12 protein-coding genes and 3 pseudogenes are annotated in these 14415 nt (G+C 55.9%); 9 read left to right on the top strand and 6 right to left on the bottom strand.

What is annotated here, in order from left to right; translation table 11 throughout:
• Window positions 1–20 precede the first annotated feature (20 nt).
• From ABEH27_RS04085 to ABEH27_RS04075, 3 genes and pseudogenes are all read left to right on the top strand, one after another.
• On the top strand, window positions 21–503 hold the full coding sequence (locus ABEH27_RS04085) for a GNAT family N-acetyltransferase (RefSeq protein WP_346612323.1): 483 nt from the start codon (window positions 21–23) through the stop codon (window positions 501–503).
• Window positions 504–533: 30 nt separating this feature from the next.
• Window positions 534–1124: pseudogene (locus ABEH27_RS04080) on the top strand (NAD(P)H-dependent oxidoreductase); the annotation flags it as partial.
• Between the two features lie 101 nt (window positions 1125–1225).
• A pseudogene (locus ABEH27_RS04075) lies at window positions 1226–1372 on the top strand (carboxymuconolactone decarboxylase family protein); the annotation flags it as partial.
• A gap of 712 nt (window positions 1373–2084) precedes the next feature.
• Here ABEH27_RS04075 and ABEH27_RS04070 read toward each other — a convergent pair.
• Window positions 2085–3311, bottom strand: coding sequence for an OprD family porin (locus tag ABEH27_RS04070; protein ID WP_346612322.1), 1227 nt, complete (start codon window positions 3309–3311; stop codon window positions 2085–2087).
• A gap of 199 nt (window positions 3312–3510) precedes the next feature.
• Here ABEH27_RS04070 and ABEH27_RS04065 point away from each other — a divergent pair, with 199 nt between their 5' ends.
• The 3 genes from ABEH27_RS04065 to ABEH27_RS04055 all read left to right on the top strand — a co-directional run bounded on the left by ABEH27_RS04065 (window position 3511) and on the right by ABEH27_RS04055 (window position 7840).
• Window positions 3511–4413: a LysR family transcriptional regulator gene (locus ABEH27_RS04065; protein WP_346612321.1), complete on the top strand. Its 903-nt coding sequence runs from the start codon at window positions 3511–3513 to the stop codon at window positions 4411–4413.
• 110 nt (window positions 4414–4523) lie between these two features.
• Window positions 4524–5978, top strand: a complete 1455-nt coding sequence (locus ABEH27_RS04060) for a Na+/H+ antiporter NhaC family protein (RefSeq protein ID WP_346612320.1) — start codon at window positions 4524–4526, stop codon at window positions 5976–5978.
• Between the two features lie 41 nt (window positions 5979–6019).
• A complete protein-coding gene (locus ABEH27_RS04055) occupies window positions 6020–7840 on the top strand; it encodes a CocE/NonD family hydrolase (protein ID WP_346612319.1) in 1821 nt (606 codons plus the stop codon).
• A 91-nt stretch (window positions 7841–7931) separates the two neighbouring features.
• Here ABEH27_RS04055 and ABEH27_RS04050 read toward each other — a convergent pair whose 3' ends face one another.
• Both ABEH27_RS04050 and ABEH27_RS04045 read right to left on the bottom strand, forming a co-directional pair.
• Entirely contained in the window at window positions 7932–8042 is a 111-nt protein-coding gene (locus tag ABEH27_RS04050) for a hypothetical protein (RefSeq protein ID WP_346612318.1), read from the bottom strand.
• An 8-nt stretch (window positions 8043–8050) separates the two neighbouring features.
• Entirely contained in the window at window positions 8051–8218 is a 168-nt protein-coding gene (locus ABEH27_RS04045) for a hypothetical protein (RefSeq protein WP_346612317.1), read from the bottom strand.
• 150 nt (window positions 8219–8368) lie between these two features.
• On the opposite strand from ABEH27_RS04045, the gene ABEH27_RS04040 reads away from it, so the two are divergent.
• Window positions 8369–8959 carry a class I SAM-dependent methyltransferase gene (locus ABEH27_RS04040; RefSeq protein ID WP_346612316.1) on the top strand — a complete coding sequence of 197 codons (591 nt, stop codon included), beginning with the start codon at window positions 8369–8371 and terminating at the stop codon, window positions 8957–8959.
• Window positions 8960–8993: 34 nt separating this feature from the next.
• Here the strand turns inward: ABEH27_RS04040 and ABEH27_RS04035 are convergent, their stop codons facing one another.
• Window positions 8994–9236, bottom strand: a complete 243-nt coding sequence (locus ABEH27_RS04035) for a hypothetical protein (RefSeq protein ID WP_346612315.1) — start codon at window positions 9234–9236, stop codon at window positions 8994–8996.
• Window positions 9237–10117: 881 nt separating this feature from the next.
• Between ABEH27_RS04035 and ABEH27_RS04030 the strand changes: the two genes are divergently transcribed.
• The gene (locus ABEH27_RS04030) at window positions 10118–10951 is read left to right on the top strand and encodes an aminoglycoside phosphotransferase family protein (protein WP_346612314.1); all 834 of its coding nucleotides are present in this window, start codon (window positions 10118–10120) and stop codon (window positions 10949–10951) included.
• Between the two features lie 268 nt (window positions 10952–11219).
• Here the strand turns inward: ABEH27_RS04030 and ABEH27_RS04025 are convergent.
• Window positions 11220–11411: pseudogene (locus ABEH27_RS04025) on the bottom strand (hypothetical protein); the annotation flags it as partial.
• A gap of 29 nt (window positions 11412–11440) precedes the next feature.
• Here ABEH27_RS04025 and ABEH27_RS04020 point away from each other — a divergent pair.
• On the top strand, window positions 11441–12760 hold the full coding sequence (locus ABEH27_RS04020; RefSeq protein WP_346612313.1) for a GAF domain-containing sensor histidine kinase: 1320 nt from the start codon (window positions 11441–11443) through the stop codon (window positions 12758–12760).
• Between the two features lie 64 nt (window positions 12761–12824).
• On the opposite strand, the gene ABEH27_RS04015 is transcribed toward ABEH27_RS04020, so the two are convergent.
• On the bottom strand, window positions 12825–14300 hold the full coding sequence (locus ABEH27_RS04015; RefSeq protein WP_346612312.1) for a PAS domain S-box protein: 1476 nt from the start codon (window positions 14298–14300) through the stop codon (window positions 12825–12827).
• Window positions 14301–14415 lie beyond the last annotated feature (115 nt).

Genomic DNA, 14415 nt, shown 5'->3' with positions numbered 1-14415 from the left:
TACTCATGAGGGCAACTCCCATGACATTCACTTTGCACAACTTCATACCCAGCGTGCTCGACCTGGCCGACCCGGCCCTGCGTCCCCTGGACAGCACCCATGACCTGTGCAGCGCATTCTCGGTAATGCAGCAATTGCGCCCTCATCTGACGAGCGAAGCCGACTTCGTCAGCCGCATCGAGCGTATGCGCGTTGAAGGCTATCGCCTGATTGGTGCTTATGACTCAGGCGTTCTTGTCGCACTGGCTGGTTACCGCTTACAGGAAAACTTGGTCTACGGCGCATTCCTGTATGTCGATGACCTTGTAACCGCCGAGGCGCAGCGGGGTGGCCAGTGGGGGTCGCGCTTATTGCAAGCCTTGGAACGACTGGGCCGCGCCAGCGGTTGTGCACGCCTGGTGCTCGACACGGGCTTGGCCAACGCCCGCGCGCAACGTTTCTACTTCCGTGAAGGCCTGTTGACGGGTGCACTGCGCTTTCAAAAACAATTCGATACGCCATAACCCGCACGCACATTCAAGGAGGCAAACCTCATGACATCGTCCCAGCAGCCACTTGCTCCTTTGCGCATTCTTCGCCTGGTCGCCAGCGCCAATGCAGACTCTTCGGAAAGTCTGAAACTGTCCCAGCAGATCCTGTTTGCCTTGGCCAGTCAGGCCGGCAGAAGGGGTATCGAGTTAACCGATTTAGACCTCAACACCTTGGCCCCAGTCGATGCGCCTTACGCCCAGGCGTTAGCCAATCAGCGCGTAGTCATAGCAAGCGGGCAGAAGGGTACGTTGAGCCGTTCCGATGAGATGATCGACCAACTGCAGGCATGCGACGTACTGCTTATTGCCACGCCGATGCACAACTACAGCGTGCCCGCCCCACTCAAGATGTGGATCGACCAGGTGGTACGCGTGGGCAAAACGTTTCTGGGCACCGCCAAAGGCAAAGTCGGAACGCTGACGGATCGTCCGGTTTACGTCGCAATAGCTAGCGGGGGCTACATCAGCGGCCAACGTGCCCGTCAGCCCGACTTTCTACGCCCCTACCTGTCCGCCGTCCTCGCCACCATCGGTCTCAATCACGTGAATTACTTCACCGTTGAAGGTACCGCCAAGGGGGTGGAGTCACTGAATACTGATAGGGAAACAGGGTACGGTGAGGTGAAGGCGTTCTTTGGTAGGGATAGCCATAAAGTGGATCAAGTCTGCAGCCCGCTTCAAGACCAAGATCGACTTCAAGCGTATCCGACGGAGCTTAAGTAGCAGCATCAGCGATGTTTGCAGAAAAGGATCTTGTCGACCTGACAGCGGCCATTGCCGCAATGAACGCTTTCAACCGTATGGGAGTAAGCTTCCGACTTAAACCTGCTGCTAAAACGTGATGACCTAGTGACCAACATGCAAACGCAATACTTCAGAGAGGGCCCTAGTATCGCTTACAGTCTGTTTCAGCCCATTGCCGCCCCTCCGAACGACGGGTATGAGCCGAAAGCAGCCTCTGGCGGACGTCCGCAATAAGTCGAAAGCTGTCAGTGATGGGGGCCGTACGACCTAGAACTGTTGCGCCAACCTCGTTGCAGTCATCCCTCCCGAATACGCCGCAAAGCTAAGCGCAAAAGCTTAGGCATGGCCACCGGCCGCACTGCCTGCCGTGGTATCAAGAGGTGAGACGCTTCAAGAGGTTCCCACGGAGAGAGTAGGTCTCAGGGAGGCTGTCGTGAACCGACCCCTAGCGTAGCCCTGGTTCGGCCCTAACGGGCTTCCATCCTCACGCCTCTGGCCCAGTGGGCCGGCGCGCTCCGCTTGCCATTTGACCACAAGATTCAACGACGTGAACCGTCGCAAATCCCCGTCGCAGATCACGCACATATGACTGGCCAGGTGCTGAGAGGATCCCTGTGATGACATTGTCGGGACTTTTCCTTTACCCAATTTTCACGACACCTAGGCGACACTCGCCCTATCCCTACGTGTGATAGAAGCTCGCTAGCCCGCCTAGCAGCGGACTTTCTTTTGCCTCGAAGTCGTCATCGACCCAGGCCGTTTGTCTTGAGCGATGTCCGCCCCTCTGAGGGTTACTAGACCTTACAATCATCACCATAAATAGAGTTCGTAGGTCAGATAGAGTCGAACATTGTCGCGGTCACTAGCGTAGTTGCTTCGTGAAATAGCGTGTCGGAGTTCAGCACCCACCCCCTTGAAAAATCCATCCTGAATAACATACTTCAGCTGCGTATTAGTCTCATGCTCTCTTGCATCCATCCCACGATACTCGCCGCCGCGACCATTGTAGTAACGGGTCATGAAGGCCAAGCCAGGCACGCCGACGCTGGCAAAATCGAAGTCATAACGGAGCATCCAGGTACGCTCACCAGGTTGGATGAATTTCCCAACGCTGGCGTTACTGAATGAGTACACCGTACTCACGCTCACATATGGCAGAGCTGTGCCCCCATCGACCTTTTGGTAACCGAAACCAAAAGAGTGTCCTCCTCGACCATAGGTGAACAGCCCACTGAACATGTCGGCATCGACGACGCCATTTCGAGCAGCTCCTGCGTCGTCACTGATGAAGTACCTAAGATCGCTCGTCAGCGTTCCTACCCCCAAAGGCACTGTGTACACCAGGCCGTAGAATTGCTGCCGATAGAAATCGCGAAGCTCACCGTAGTAGGTGCTCATGCTGAGCTGCTTGCGGAGGTCGTAGCGCAGCCCGGCGAAGTCGAAGTCGGTGCCTTCGCTCCCTGTGTAACCTTGCGGGAAGATATCAACGCTATCGGTGGAGTTTCGCGCCTTGAGCTTGTCTAGATGACCAGCATGGGCGTAAAGCCGATCGATACCGGTGTACTCAATTTGAGTGCCCTGGAAAGTCTGAGGTAAGAGGCGCCCATCGTTGTAAACGAGCACTGGAATCTTGGGCAACAAAGTGCCGGTGCTGAGTAGCGTATCTTGCCAGCGAAGCTTGGCAGTGATCCCAAGGCTGGAGTATTCGCTAGCAGCTCGGCCATCATCATGAACAGGAAGAAGCCCCGTCCCTGAGTGAGTCCGGTTTGAATCCAACCGTATTCCTGAAAGCCCCAATGCCTCCATCCCGAACCCGACCGTACCCTCGGTAAAGCCTGACTGTGCTTTGAGAATGAAACCTTGAGCCCACTCTCTTCGGTCATTGCCGCCGTCGCGATAGTCATCGTTGAAGTAGTAATTGCGAAGCTGCAAACGGGCTTGGGAATCTTTGAAGAATTCAGCAACTGCCAAATTAGGAACGAGGCTGGTCATCACACCCGCGCAAGCGAGGGTGCTCGTGCTCAAAAGCATGCGCATTGGAAGTCTCTGCTATGTGTTGTGATTGTTGGCAGATTGGCAATCGAACAGCTGGAAGCAGCAAGCCTTAATATCGTAAAGACTGGACTCAACGTGTTCGTGCGGCGGACACTACCGCCCTGTGAACCAAGTCACAACGTTATGAGCGATGCGCATTACCCTATGCGCACGCTCCTGGTCACATCGTTGGGAGCAGGACGTGAACCTCAAGCAGCTCGAAGCTTTTCAAGCCATCATGGCGACCGGCTCTACCATTGGAGCCGCTACCAGGATGGATCTATCCCAGTCAGCTGTCAGTCGGCTTCTCACACAGTTGGAAGAGCATTTAGGCTTCTCGCTTTTCCTGCGTCGAAAAGGTCGATTGATGGCGACACCTGAGGCACAGGAGTTGCTGGGCCAGGTCTCCGCGCTCGTCGACAATCTCCAGCGTGTCCAGCGTTTGGCAGACGAACTTAGGGTAGGTCGCTCACAGCGAAGCCTGCTTCGGGTGGCAGTACCGACCAGCATGACTCATCACTTGCTACCCAGCATCGTGGCTGAGTTCCTGCGCGAGCGGGAGGACGTCGTGGTTGAAATCCTTACCGGGGGCTACGACACCTTGGAACGTGCTGTTCTAGACCGCAGTGCGGATTTCGCGTTTGTCCGGTTGCCTGCAGAGCTTCCAGATTTCGAGGTACAACCGGTGCTGGAGACCGAGGGCGTCTGTGTGATGCCTGAGGGACATCCTTTGGCAGAACTGTCCGAGGTCACTGTTGATCATCTTCGAGAGGTTCCCCTGGTGCTGTTGGGGCGGCAACGCAATCTGCGCTCGGAACTGGATCAACGTTTTCGCGAGGCGCGTGTCACCCCGCAGGTGCGGGTCGAGGTTCACTCCGTCAGTGCAGCCTGTGCATTCGTTGCAGAGGGGATGGGCGTCTCGATCATCAACGGATTACTGGCCCGAGACACGGGGGGGCTGCCGCTCTTGATAAGGCCCCTTCGACCAACGCTGCCGTACCGGTTCGGTCTGATTTTCCGCAAAGATCAACCGCGCTCCCGACTGGTCGAGGCGTTTGCAAATCACATGAGCGAGCGCCTTCGAGCGATCTCGAATGACAGATAACGCATAGGGCAACCCGGATCATTCATAAGATTGAGCGAACACGATGGGTTGATCTAGTGTGCCGCCATAACGCCTGGGCACCCCAAGAACAACAATCGAGAATGCGCACTATGAACCGCTCCCACACTACGTCGGCCATAGCCGAACAGGTTGATGAGGCTGCACCTTCCAGCCCCGCTTCCATTAAGCCTTCTAAACAGCTCAACCCTGCATTGATCCTGCTGAGTATCGTCTTTATGGCACTTGCGTTCACTTATTTCGTGGACTCCGGCCAGTTTGAGCGTAAAGACATTGCCGTAATCCCTGGCTCATACCAGACCCTGCAGAAAGATTCTGGCTTCACACAATTGTTCTCTGTCGAACCACGAGTTGCGGGTGCAGAGGTGGCACGACCTGTTTCCTTGGTAGAAGCCTTCATGGCGATCCCGCAGGGCATCGAGAAACGCGCCGGACTTATTTTCATGGTGTTGTTCATTGGTGGGATGTTCGGTGTCCTGAACAAGGCTGGCGCTATCGACGCAGGCCTTGAGAGGATCCTGGGCCTTACGAAGGGGAACATCTACGTTCTCGTTCCCTGCCTGATGCTGGTGTTCTCTGCCGGGAGCACCTTCATGGGTCTGGCAAAGGAATTCATCCTGATCGTGCCGCTGATGGTTGCGATGGCTAACAGGCTCGGTCTTCCCAACATCATCGGTTTGGCGATAGTCGCGATATCGGTCAAGGTCGGCTACCTCGGTTCGATTACCAACCCCGTGGCATTGGCAGTTGCTCAGCCTCTGGTTGGCGTGCCCATGTTCAGCGGCCTCAACATGCGGGTGGTGACGTACCTGACCTTCCTGGTGGTCGGTATCGCTTTCGTGCTGTTCAGCATTCGCCGCCACGGTTTCGATAGCACAGCTCAGTTTGACTTCAAGCAATCACGCCTTCACCCACGTCACGCTGCCAATCTCATCCTACTGGCACTCGGTGTGGGGTTTCTGGTGTATGCCTCAAACCAGTGGCATTGGAAGTATCCAGAGCTGTCCGCGTACTATCTGGCCCTAAGCATGGTCTTCACTCTCGTTGCGGGCATAGGAGCCAGTGAAGCTGCGGGTGCCTTTGTCGACGGCATGAAAAAGGTATTGATGGCCGGAGTACTAATCGGCCTTGCCACAGCGGTGGAGATAATCCTGAGTACGGGCCAAGTGCTCGACACTATCGTCAATCACCTTTCGGAACTGGTCGGCGACCATGGGCCTTTAGTCTCCGCCTTCGGCATGTTTTTCGCTCAACTGGGGCTAGATGTTCTGATCCCTTCCACCTCCGGCCAGGCCGCTGTAACCATGCCGATATTCGGCCCGCTCGGCCAACTGTCGGGTGTCACACCGCAAACCACCGTTTATGCCTTCTTGCTCGGCAACGGGCTGACCAACCTTATCACCCCTACTTCTAGTGGCTTGCTAGTTCTGCTGGCAACTGCACAAGTGGGCTGGGGGCAGTGGGCGCGCTTCATCTGGCCTCTCTTCCTCATCTTCACCGCTATTGCGCTGATACTTCTCAGCATCGCCGTCTTCGTCGGTTACTAATTCCGGGCTGCCCTGTCAGCCCCGCAATCAGAGTCGCAAACATGCATGTTATGAAGAACCTGATGGTGCCGATGCGCGATGGTGTTCGGCTGGCCACGGACATTTACTTGCCCGACGCCCTGAGCAATCCGCTTCCTGTAATCATTGAACGAACGCCCTACAACAAATCCATGCCGTCCCGTTCGGAGAAGCGTCTTGACGGACACCACCTCGGTCGAGAGGAGATGGCTGCTGCGTTTGCCTCCAAGGGCTTCGTGACGGTGTTCCAAGATTGTCGTGGAAGATATGGATCTGAGGGTGAGTTTGTTAAGTACATTAACGAGGGTGAGGACGGTTACGACACACTCGCCTGGTTAGTCGAGCAGCCTTGGTGCAATGGCCGAGTCGGCAGCATGGGTCTCTCCTACGCGGCACATACTCAGCTGGCCATGGCCTGCCTCAACCCACCAGGTCTCTGCACCATGGTGCTCGACTCGGGTGGTTTCGCCAACGCTTTCCAATGCGGCATTCGCCAGGGTGGCGCCTTTGAACTCAAGCAGGCGACCTGGGCGTATAAGCAGGCCAAGGAAAGCCCGGCAGCTAAGGCCGACCCGCTCTTGCGAGCATCGCTCGAGAAGGAAGACATACATGCGTGGTTCGCCAACATGCCATGGCAAACAGGGCACTCCCCTTTACGCCATTCACCCGAGTACGAGGATTACCTTCTAGACCAGTGGCGACGCGGCAGCTTCGACACTTACTGGAAGCAACTGGGTATCTGCGCCGATCACTATCGCGCCAGAATTCCGGATATCCCGGTTCTCCACATGTCCAGCTGGTACGACGCCTACGTCAGTTCCACGCTGGACAACTTTCATGCTTTCACCCTCCACGGTAGCGCGCCCCAGCGCTTGATCATGGGGCCATGGCTTCACGGCGACAGGAATATCACTCACAGCGGTGACGCCGAGTACGGATTAACAGCAGCATTCGATGGCCATGTAGAGGACGACTGGTTAGCTTGCCGCTTACAGTGGTTTGAAACCCACCTGCTTCAATCAGCTTCGGCACTGCGTTTGTCTCAAAAGGTACAGGTGTTCATCATGGGAGGCGGGTCGGGTCGCAGGGACGAGAACCAGCGAATCGACCATGGCGGAGAGTGGTTGACGGCCAACCATTGGCCGTTACCCGGTAGCGAGCAAATGGTGCTGCACTTCCACTCTGACGGCGTGCTGCGAGAGGCTTTGCCTGCAACACCTGCCAACCAGACCTACCTGGCAGATCCCCTGAGCCCGGTGCCAACCATCGGTGGGGCGCTTACTTCAGGTGCTCCTGTATTTGTCGGTGGCGCATACGACCAACGCGAGTCGCCCCGTTTTTTTGGCACCCGAGGTGATAACCGCCCATTGAACGCAAGGGCTGATGTACTCAGCTTTGAAACCGAGCCCCTGACTTCTGACCTTGTGGTTGCCGGTAGCATCGAGTTCGAGCTCTGGGTGGAGACAGATGGCTTCGACACCGACTTCACCGCAAAGCTCGTTGACGTGTACCCGCCGAGCATTGATTACCCAGACGGCTTCGCCATGAACATCACAGACGGTATTATCCGTGCCCGCTACCACGAGTCCTGGAGTGAACCTTCACCCACCGTGCCTGGCCAGTGCTTCAAAGTATCGATCACTCCATTTGCCACCTGCAATCGCTTCAAGGAAGGCCATCGCCTTCGCATTGATATTGCGAGCAGCAATTTCCCCCGCTTCGATGTGAACCCAAATAGCGGTGAGCCTGAAGGTCTGGCCGCAAACAAGCGTGTAGCTCGGAATACGGTTCATATGAGCAGCGAAAAACCCTCTCGGGTCACCCTGACCGTGCTCCCCACCTAGCGATGGCGAGCAAGCTATACCCTGTCAGTTAAACTCGTTCGCGCATGCTCTGGACTGTTGCCGAGATCATTTGCAGTAAACAGTCCAGAGCTCATAAACCCTTGTCGTGAAAACCTGACTCATCATCTCCCCGCATGCCCCAAGCGGGATCGACAGGCACGCTCGCAAGCCTCATCGTTCCCCTACCCCATCTGCCGTTCACTGCCTCCGTCACGCCCGACAGTATCTCACTCGCCACTGGCTGAGCCCCGCGAACAGGTCACCGGTGATTTCGTTCGGTGGGCTAAGGTCGAGCAGCAGCAGCACCTCTGCCTTGCTGTAGCGAAAACCTTCCCGGTACACCCGCTCCATTTCCTCCTGCGCTGTCTTTGTCAGCAAACGCGTGTCGTCCGTTTCGCACGACCCCACTTTCCCCGCTAGGTAATCTGGGGAAACATTACCCGAGCGTCCGTATCGATCCAGTGAGGTAAGATTTCCCACAATGGCCCTTGAGCCTTAAAGACATGGACTGGTAAGGACGCTTCATCCATGACGAGTTGGAACGCTTTTTACGAACGTACAGAAACCCGAGCCCCCTCTCCGCTTCTCAGTTGTGCGATTGATCACGTCAGAAATCTATATTCTCGCCATGCAATCGACCTGGGATGTGGGTCAGGCAATGAGGCTTGGCAGCTCATTCAAGGCGGGTGGCAGGTCTTTGCAATTGACAAAGAACCAGAAGCAATCGCGCGAACGATCCGCAAGTGCTCCATGGACGATGCTCGTCGACTCACCGCTGTAGTCGCAGATTTTGAGCATTTGGCCCACCTTCCAACGTCTGCTTTGATTCACGCAGGACTAGCTCTTCCCTTCTGCAGGCCTAACAGATTTCCCAACCTTTGGAGCCAGATTCGCACCGCTCTAGTCCCGGGTGGTGTATTCGTAGGTCATTTCTTTGGATTGAGGCACAGCTGGGCAAGCGAGGAGCAGATGTCATTCCATAGCGTGGATGACATTCGGAGGCTAAGCGAAGGATTCGAGATTGTCCTGCTGCGTGAATCTGAATTATCCATGGTCATCGACTCTGGAGCTGTGAATTGGCACCGGATCAATGTGATCGTGCGCAAGCCTCATCAATAACCTACGCAAGTGATTTAGCAATGCCGTTACCTCCTCAGTGAGCGCTGCCCACCTGAAGCTGATACCTCGCCCGAAGCAACTCCGTCTCAGCCTTCTGCAGCTCAGCTTTGACCCCCGTCCACATCAACACCAACGTGGCGATCTTTTCGCGAGAGGCCGTCAATTCCTCGCCCATCACCGCCAACTCGCTCTCAAGCAACAGGCACTGCTGCTCGAGCAGCTCCTCGCGCGAGAAAAACGTAAAGCGATCATCAGGGGTCTGGTCTGGCTTGTTCATAACGCTCATCACCGCGAGTAGTACAAATGTTCTCCTCACGAGCTTAGCGAGATATACTGGATGCATCAACAGTGTATCGACGAAACGGTAGCTCCTCCTGACCGCAGGGCTAGGCCAGCCCACAGGCTTCGAGGCTGCGCGGAAATCCCACGTGGATTTCACCGGAGACACGCTCAAGCGGAGAGATCGCATATGTCACTGAAATCGTCTTTCGCCATCGTCCTTCGGGCGCTACGCAGTCAGCGAAACATCACGCAGCGGGACTTTGGTGACACGAGTAGGACGTTTCTTTCAAAGCTCGAAGGCGGTAAGTCCAGCCTGACACTGGATAAGCTCGAGCAGGTAAGTCAGCGGCTGGAGGTAAGCTCACTGACGCTGCTGACACTGACCTTAAGCTTGGAATCTGGCAGATCCTCAGCGGAGCTTATCGATGATCTTCGCTTGGAAATTGAGAGCCTGGAGCGTAATGGTGGCTTACCTCGCTTGGAAGAAGTCCCCCACCCTAGTGGCATCCGATTGGCATCGTAAATGCGACCCAGACGGTAGCTTCAGACCTGCGGGAAGGTCGCTTGATGCAATGATGCCACTGGGCGTGCCCCTCATAGGGGACGGCTGTCGTGAACCGATCCCTGGCGTCGCCAGGGGTCGGCCCTAACGGGCTTCCATCCTCACGCCTCTGGCCCAGTGGGCCGGCGCGCTCCGCTTGCTTCATTGTTCACAAATGGAGGCAACGCGTAGCGGCAGCGTTGACAGCGGTTGGCCACTTGCGGTGTTCTTAGGAGCTACTGTGATCCAAGCAGCACTGTCACGGCTGGCTGCTTTCGACCCAAAGCAGCCTGCCGGAGAAGGCAGCAGCCCGCCAAAAGCAAACGTTTAGCCTTATGTTTCAATCATTCATAATGCTTGCTCAGGAATGTGCGAAATTTAATGATTTTATGTTTGATCAATACTTGAAACGATGGGAGCTGACTATCGACGGTGATGCTTTCGCCTCGCTGAATGGATATCTACTGCCAGTTCGTCACCACGGCCTACCCGCCATGCTCAAAATTTCGCAAGAGCTAGAAGAGCAAGCAGGCACCCTGCTCATGGCTTGGTGGGACGGTGAGGGAGCAGCTCCCGTGCTGGCACATGATGGTGAGGCCTTACTAATGGAGCGTGCGAACGGCTCGGGCTCCCTTGCGCACATGGTGAGTCGCGGCCAGGACGACGAGGCTACTCGTATTATCTGTGCAGTGATCCGCCGCCTCCACATGCCACGTACAAAACCGCTGCCTGCTTTAGTCCCCCTTGTTGAACGGTTCGAAGCCTTATGGAGCGCTGCGGCAACGCACAGAGGGATCTTTGAACAATGCGCAGAAACCGCCCACCAACTTTTGGGTTCCCCTCGCGAAGTCAGGGTACTGCATGGCGACATCCATCACGGCAATGTCTTGGACTTTGGTGCCAAGGGATGGCTCGCTATCGATCCTAAGGGACTATACGGTGAGCGTGGCTTCGATTACGCGAATATTTTCTTCAATCCAGATAACAAAAGCGCTTTGGCTCCAGGCCGTTTCGAGCACCGGATAGGGGTCGTGGCACACGCCGCCGAAATAGATCGCCACAGGTTGTTGCAGTGGGTACTCGCATGGGCCGGGTTGTCAGCAGCCTGGATGCTCGAGGACGACATTGAGCCGCATGCCCCCTTGAGGTGGCGAAGCTTGCAGCGTTGACGCTCGGTTTGTGAGTTTTACGGTAGGGCGAGGCCAGAATACTTTTCTGTCAGCTTTGGGTTGCGATAGCTACCGGTCTCGACTGAATGCTTCTCGCCGGTTGTTGTTTACTGTGACCGGCCGCTATGGGTCGATAGCGGCAATTCGCGACTGGCAGCTTTCGACCCGAAGCTGCCCTCTGCGCAGGAAAACTTCGGCAAGCAAAGGATCCGGTCATGCCTAGTCTATCAGACTCGGATCCGGGGCATCCGAAGTGTGTTCCAACGCGTCAGAAGACGTTGATGACTACTTTGCCGGATGCGTCTCGTGCCAGATGTTCGAGCGCTTTGTCTACGTCGTTGAACGAGTAGGTCTGATCGATAACGTGACGGATCTGGTGCTCATCCAAGAATGCATTAATGTGATCAAAAGACGAACGTGGCGCCACGGCGATGCCACGAATCGTGGTTTGGCGGAACAGCGCAATCGACCCGAAGCTGTGGTGGGTCGATGGCGAGCGAAATGGTCAAGCTGGCGTTCACCTACCTAGCTCCCAGATTCATTGTTAAAACCGGGCGCTTACGCTTTAATTCCAATTTGACAGTCATCCAACCGGCGACATTGATGCCTTATCCGTCTGACCTTTCACTCGATATCAGTACGATTGCCAAGATCGAGGCTGTGCCGCTTATTCTCAATATGGTGAAGCATATTACCGGCATGCGCTTTGCGGCGATTGCGCGTGTTACCGAGACGAAATGGGTGGCCTGCGCCGTCGACGACTCCATTGATTTTGGGCTGCTACCTGGCGGCGAGTTAGTGCTGGAAACGACGATTTGCCATGAAATTCGTCAGCATCGCCAACCCGTTCTATTCAAATATGCCAGTGAGCATCCGGTGTACTCCACCCACCACACCCCTCAGACCTACGGCCTGGAAAGCTACGTCTCCATTCCGATCACCCGGACAAACGGAGATTTCTTCGGAACGCTCTGTGCGATCGATGAGGTTCCGGCCCTTTTTGATGAAGATGCGGTGTGCAAAACGCTAACGCTTTTTGCCCAGTTGATAGCTGTTCAACTAGACGTTGTGGCGGAGCTAGAGACCAAAGCCATCGAACTGGCCGATGCAGCTGAGACGGGCATCGTCCGCGAGCAGTTCATTGCCGTACTGGGACATGACCTCCGCTCGCCGCTGAGCGCTATCAGAATGAGCGCCGACCTGTTGGAGGCTAAGCTTCCCGCCGGTCGCGAGCAGAAGCTGGCCACTGCTATACGACAAAGCTCGCAGCGGATGAATAACTTGATTGAAGATGTCCTGGATTTCTCCCGAGGAAAGTTGGGGGGAGGTATTCCGGTCAAGCGGACGTTGGTGGACAACCTGGGTGACGTCTTTATTGCCGTCATCAATGAAATCATGACGAGTCATCCCACCGTCAAAATCCATCAACAGGTGAGGATTTCACCTGGGGTCTTCTGTGATGCCGGGAGAATGGGGCAGTTGCTCTCGAACCTGTTGGGCAATGCAGTTGCTCACGGTGCGCGTGATCAGCCGATAGAAGTCATCGCGAGCATGCAAGAAAATCATATAGTCCTGTCAGTGATGAACCATGGCCCAGAGATTCCCGACATTTTGTTACCGCTACTGTTCCAGCCGTTCAAGAGGTCGGCTGGTGGTGGTCGCGGAGAGGGCCTGGGGCTTGGTTTGTATATCGCCTCTCAGATTGTGACGGGTCACAACGGGACGCTATCAGTCACCTCTACGTCTGCGTCCGGCACGCGCTTCGTAGCGAGGTTTCCTGGCACCTTGGAGTGGATGAACGCGGACTAGATGTTGAGTTCCTCCATGAGGTTAAGCCAAGCTCCTGCGGCTGTTGGGCGCCAGACCACGACGGTTACCCTGCAAACAACCTTCGCTCCCGAGCCCAGACTATTGCCTCACTACGACTATGGACGTCGAGTTTGGAATAAACGGTGGATACATGGTTGCGAATGGTGTTGAGCGCCAGGTTCAGCCGCGCTGCGATTTCTTTGTCGGCAAGGCCTTCGCAGATGAGCGCCAGCACGTCACGCTCTCGGCGCGTAAGGTCGGTAAACGATGCATTCGGCAAACGACCGGTATTCATTCGTTTCGCGTTGGCCAATTTCTCTATCAGGGTTTGGCTGAACCACGACGCATCCTGCATGACCGTCTCGATCGCCTCGACCAACTCCAGTTCTGAACGCTTGCGCTCGGTGATATCCATCAGTACGAGCAGATAGCAGGGCGAGTCTTGCAGGCTAACGCTGTCGGCCTGCAGGACACAGTCGAGTCGTTCGTCGTTTTTTTTGCGCAGTTTGAGGTCTAGCGCTTCGATACGGCCTGTCTTTTCCAGCACGTCGCATACCTGCGACATGACGCGCCGATCGTCCATGAAATCTATTTCAGCCACCGTTTTGCCGATCAGTTCCTGAGCGGTGTAACCCAGCGTGTCTAGAAATGCTTCGTTGGCATCAATAAGCTGCTGCCTGTCGGCGCTGCACAACAGGGTAGGCACCGGGCTCAGGCGAAACGCCTTGGCAAAGCGTTCCTCGCTCTGACGCAGGGCATTTTCCGCCTTGCGCCTGGGCTCAAGGTCGGTGAAAGAGAACAACATGCAATCTTCCTCATGCATGTCCAGAGGTTGCCCGGCCACGATGACCAGCTTTGTGCCGCCATCCGGCAAGCGCAATTCGGCCTGCATCTGCGGGATGGTCGCACCCTCTATGAGTCGCTCGATCGCCAGCTCCTTGCGCTCGGCGTTTTCCAGCACATCCACCTCATAGACAGTCCTGCCGATGACGTTCTCCCGGACATGGCCGGTCATCTCGAGAAAACCTTGATTGACTTTGATGAAGCGAAGATCGCTAAGCCGGCAGATGACTGCAGGGGCCGGGTTGGCGTTGAAGGTTTTTTCGAAGCGCTGTTCGGCGCTGGCCCATTCAGTGGCATCGGCGATAATCAGCACCAGCGATTCAGCCTCGCCCTTGCTGTCCGTCAGCACCATGCTGCGCACCCGGTGTACCCGGCTGCGCGCCTCCTCATCGCCAACGGGCGTAACCTCAATCACCACGTCGCTGAACACTTCCCCAGCAGCCACACGAGCAATAGGGTACTGCTCGGCTTCAAGCGGGTGGTTGTTGCGGTAGCGCAGGGCGAAGCGCTCGCGATAAGCCTCAGCGTTGCTACCCAATAGCTCCAGGCTGTCGACGTCATGCATGCGCAGGGCCGCTTCGTTCGCCCAGATGATCGATTGGTCGACTTCCAGCAGGATCACACCATCGGACAATCCGGCGATGATCTGCTGAAGTTGGCGGCGGTTGGTCTCTCGTGCGAGCACGGCGTCGCTCATGGCGGTTCTCCATCGCGCATGTAGTTTTTACCTGAAGCTTAATTGCTGCAGGCAGGCCAAGGGTGGTGCGGATGCACTAATCGATCAGGTGCAGATGCGCCAATACAGCCTTGCA

Source organism: Pseudomonas sp. P39-UII1, assembly GCF_039672635.1.
GTDB lineage: Bacteria > Pseudomonadota > Gammaproteobacteria > Pseudomonadales > Pseudomonadaceae > Aquipseudomonas.
Note: the sequence above shows the minus strand (reverse complement) of the source record. Positions and strands in the feature narration are given on the sequence as shown.

Bases quoted from the DNA above. Each gene is read 5' to 3' on its own strand.
- ABEH27_RS04060 (WP_346612320.1), top strand. From the start codon at position 4,524: ATGAACCGCTCCCACACTACGTCGGCCATAGCCGAACAGGTTGATGAG.
- ABEH27_RS04020 (WP_346612313.1), top strand. From the start codon at position 11,441: ATGGCGAGCGAAATGGTCAAGCTGGCGTTCACCTACCTAGCTCCCAGA.
- ABEH27_RS04030 (WP_346612314.1), top strand. From the start codon at position 10,118: ATGTTTCAATCATTCATAATGCTTGCTCAGGAATGTGCGAAATTTAAT.
- ABEH27_RS04040 (WP_346612316.1), top strand. From the start codon at position 8,369: ATGACGAGTTGGAACGCTTTTTACGAACGTACAGAAACCCGAGCCCCC.
- ABEH27_RS04055 (WP_346612319.1), top strand. From the start codon at position 6,020: ATGCATGTTATGAAGAACCTGATGGTGCCGATGCGCGATGGTGTTCGG.
- ABEH27_RS04070 (WP_346612322.1), bottom strand. From the start codon at position 3,311: ATGCGCATGCTTTTGAGCACGAGCACCCTCGCTTGCGCGGGTGTGATG.
- ABEH27_RS04015 (WP_346612312.1), bottom strand. From the start codon at position 14,300: ATGAGCGACGCCGTGCTCGCACGAGAGACCAACCGCCGCCAACTTCAG.
- ABEH27_RS04085 (WP_346612323.1), top strand. From the start codon at position 21: ATGACATTCACTTTGCACAACTTCATACCCAGCGTGCTCGACCTGGCC.
- ABEH27_RS04035 (WP_346612315.1), bottom strand. From the start codon at position 9,236: ATGAACAAGCCAGACCAGACCCCTGATGATCGCTTTACGTTTTTCTCG.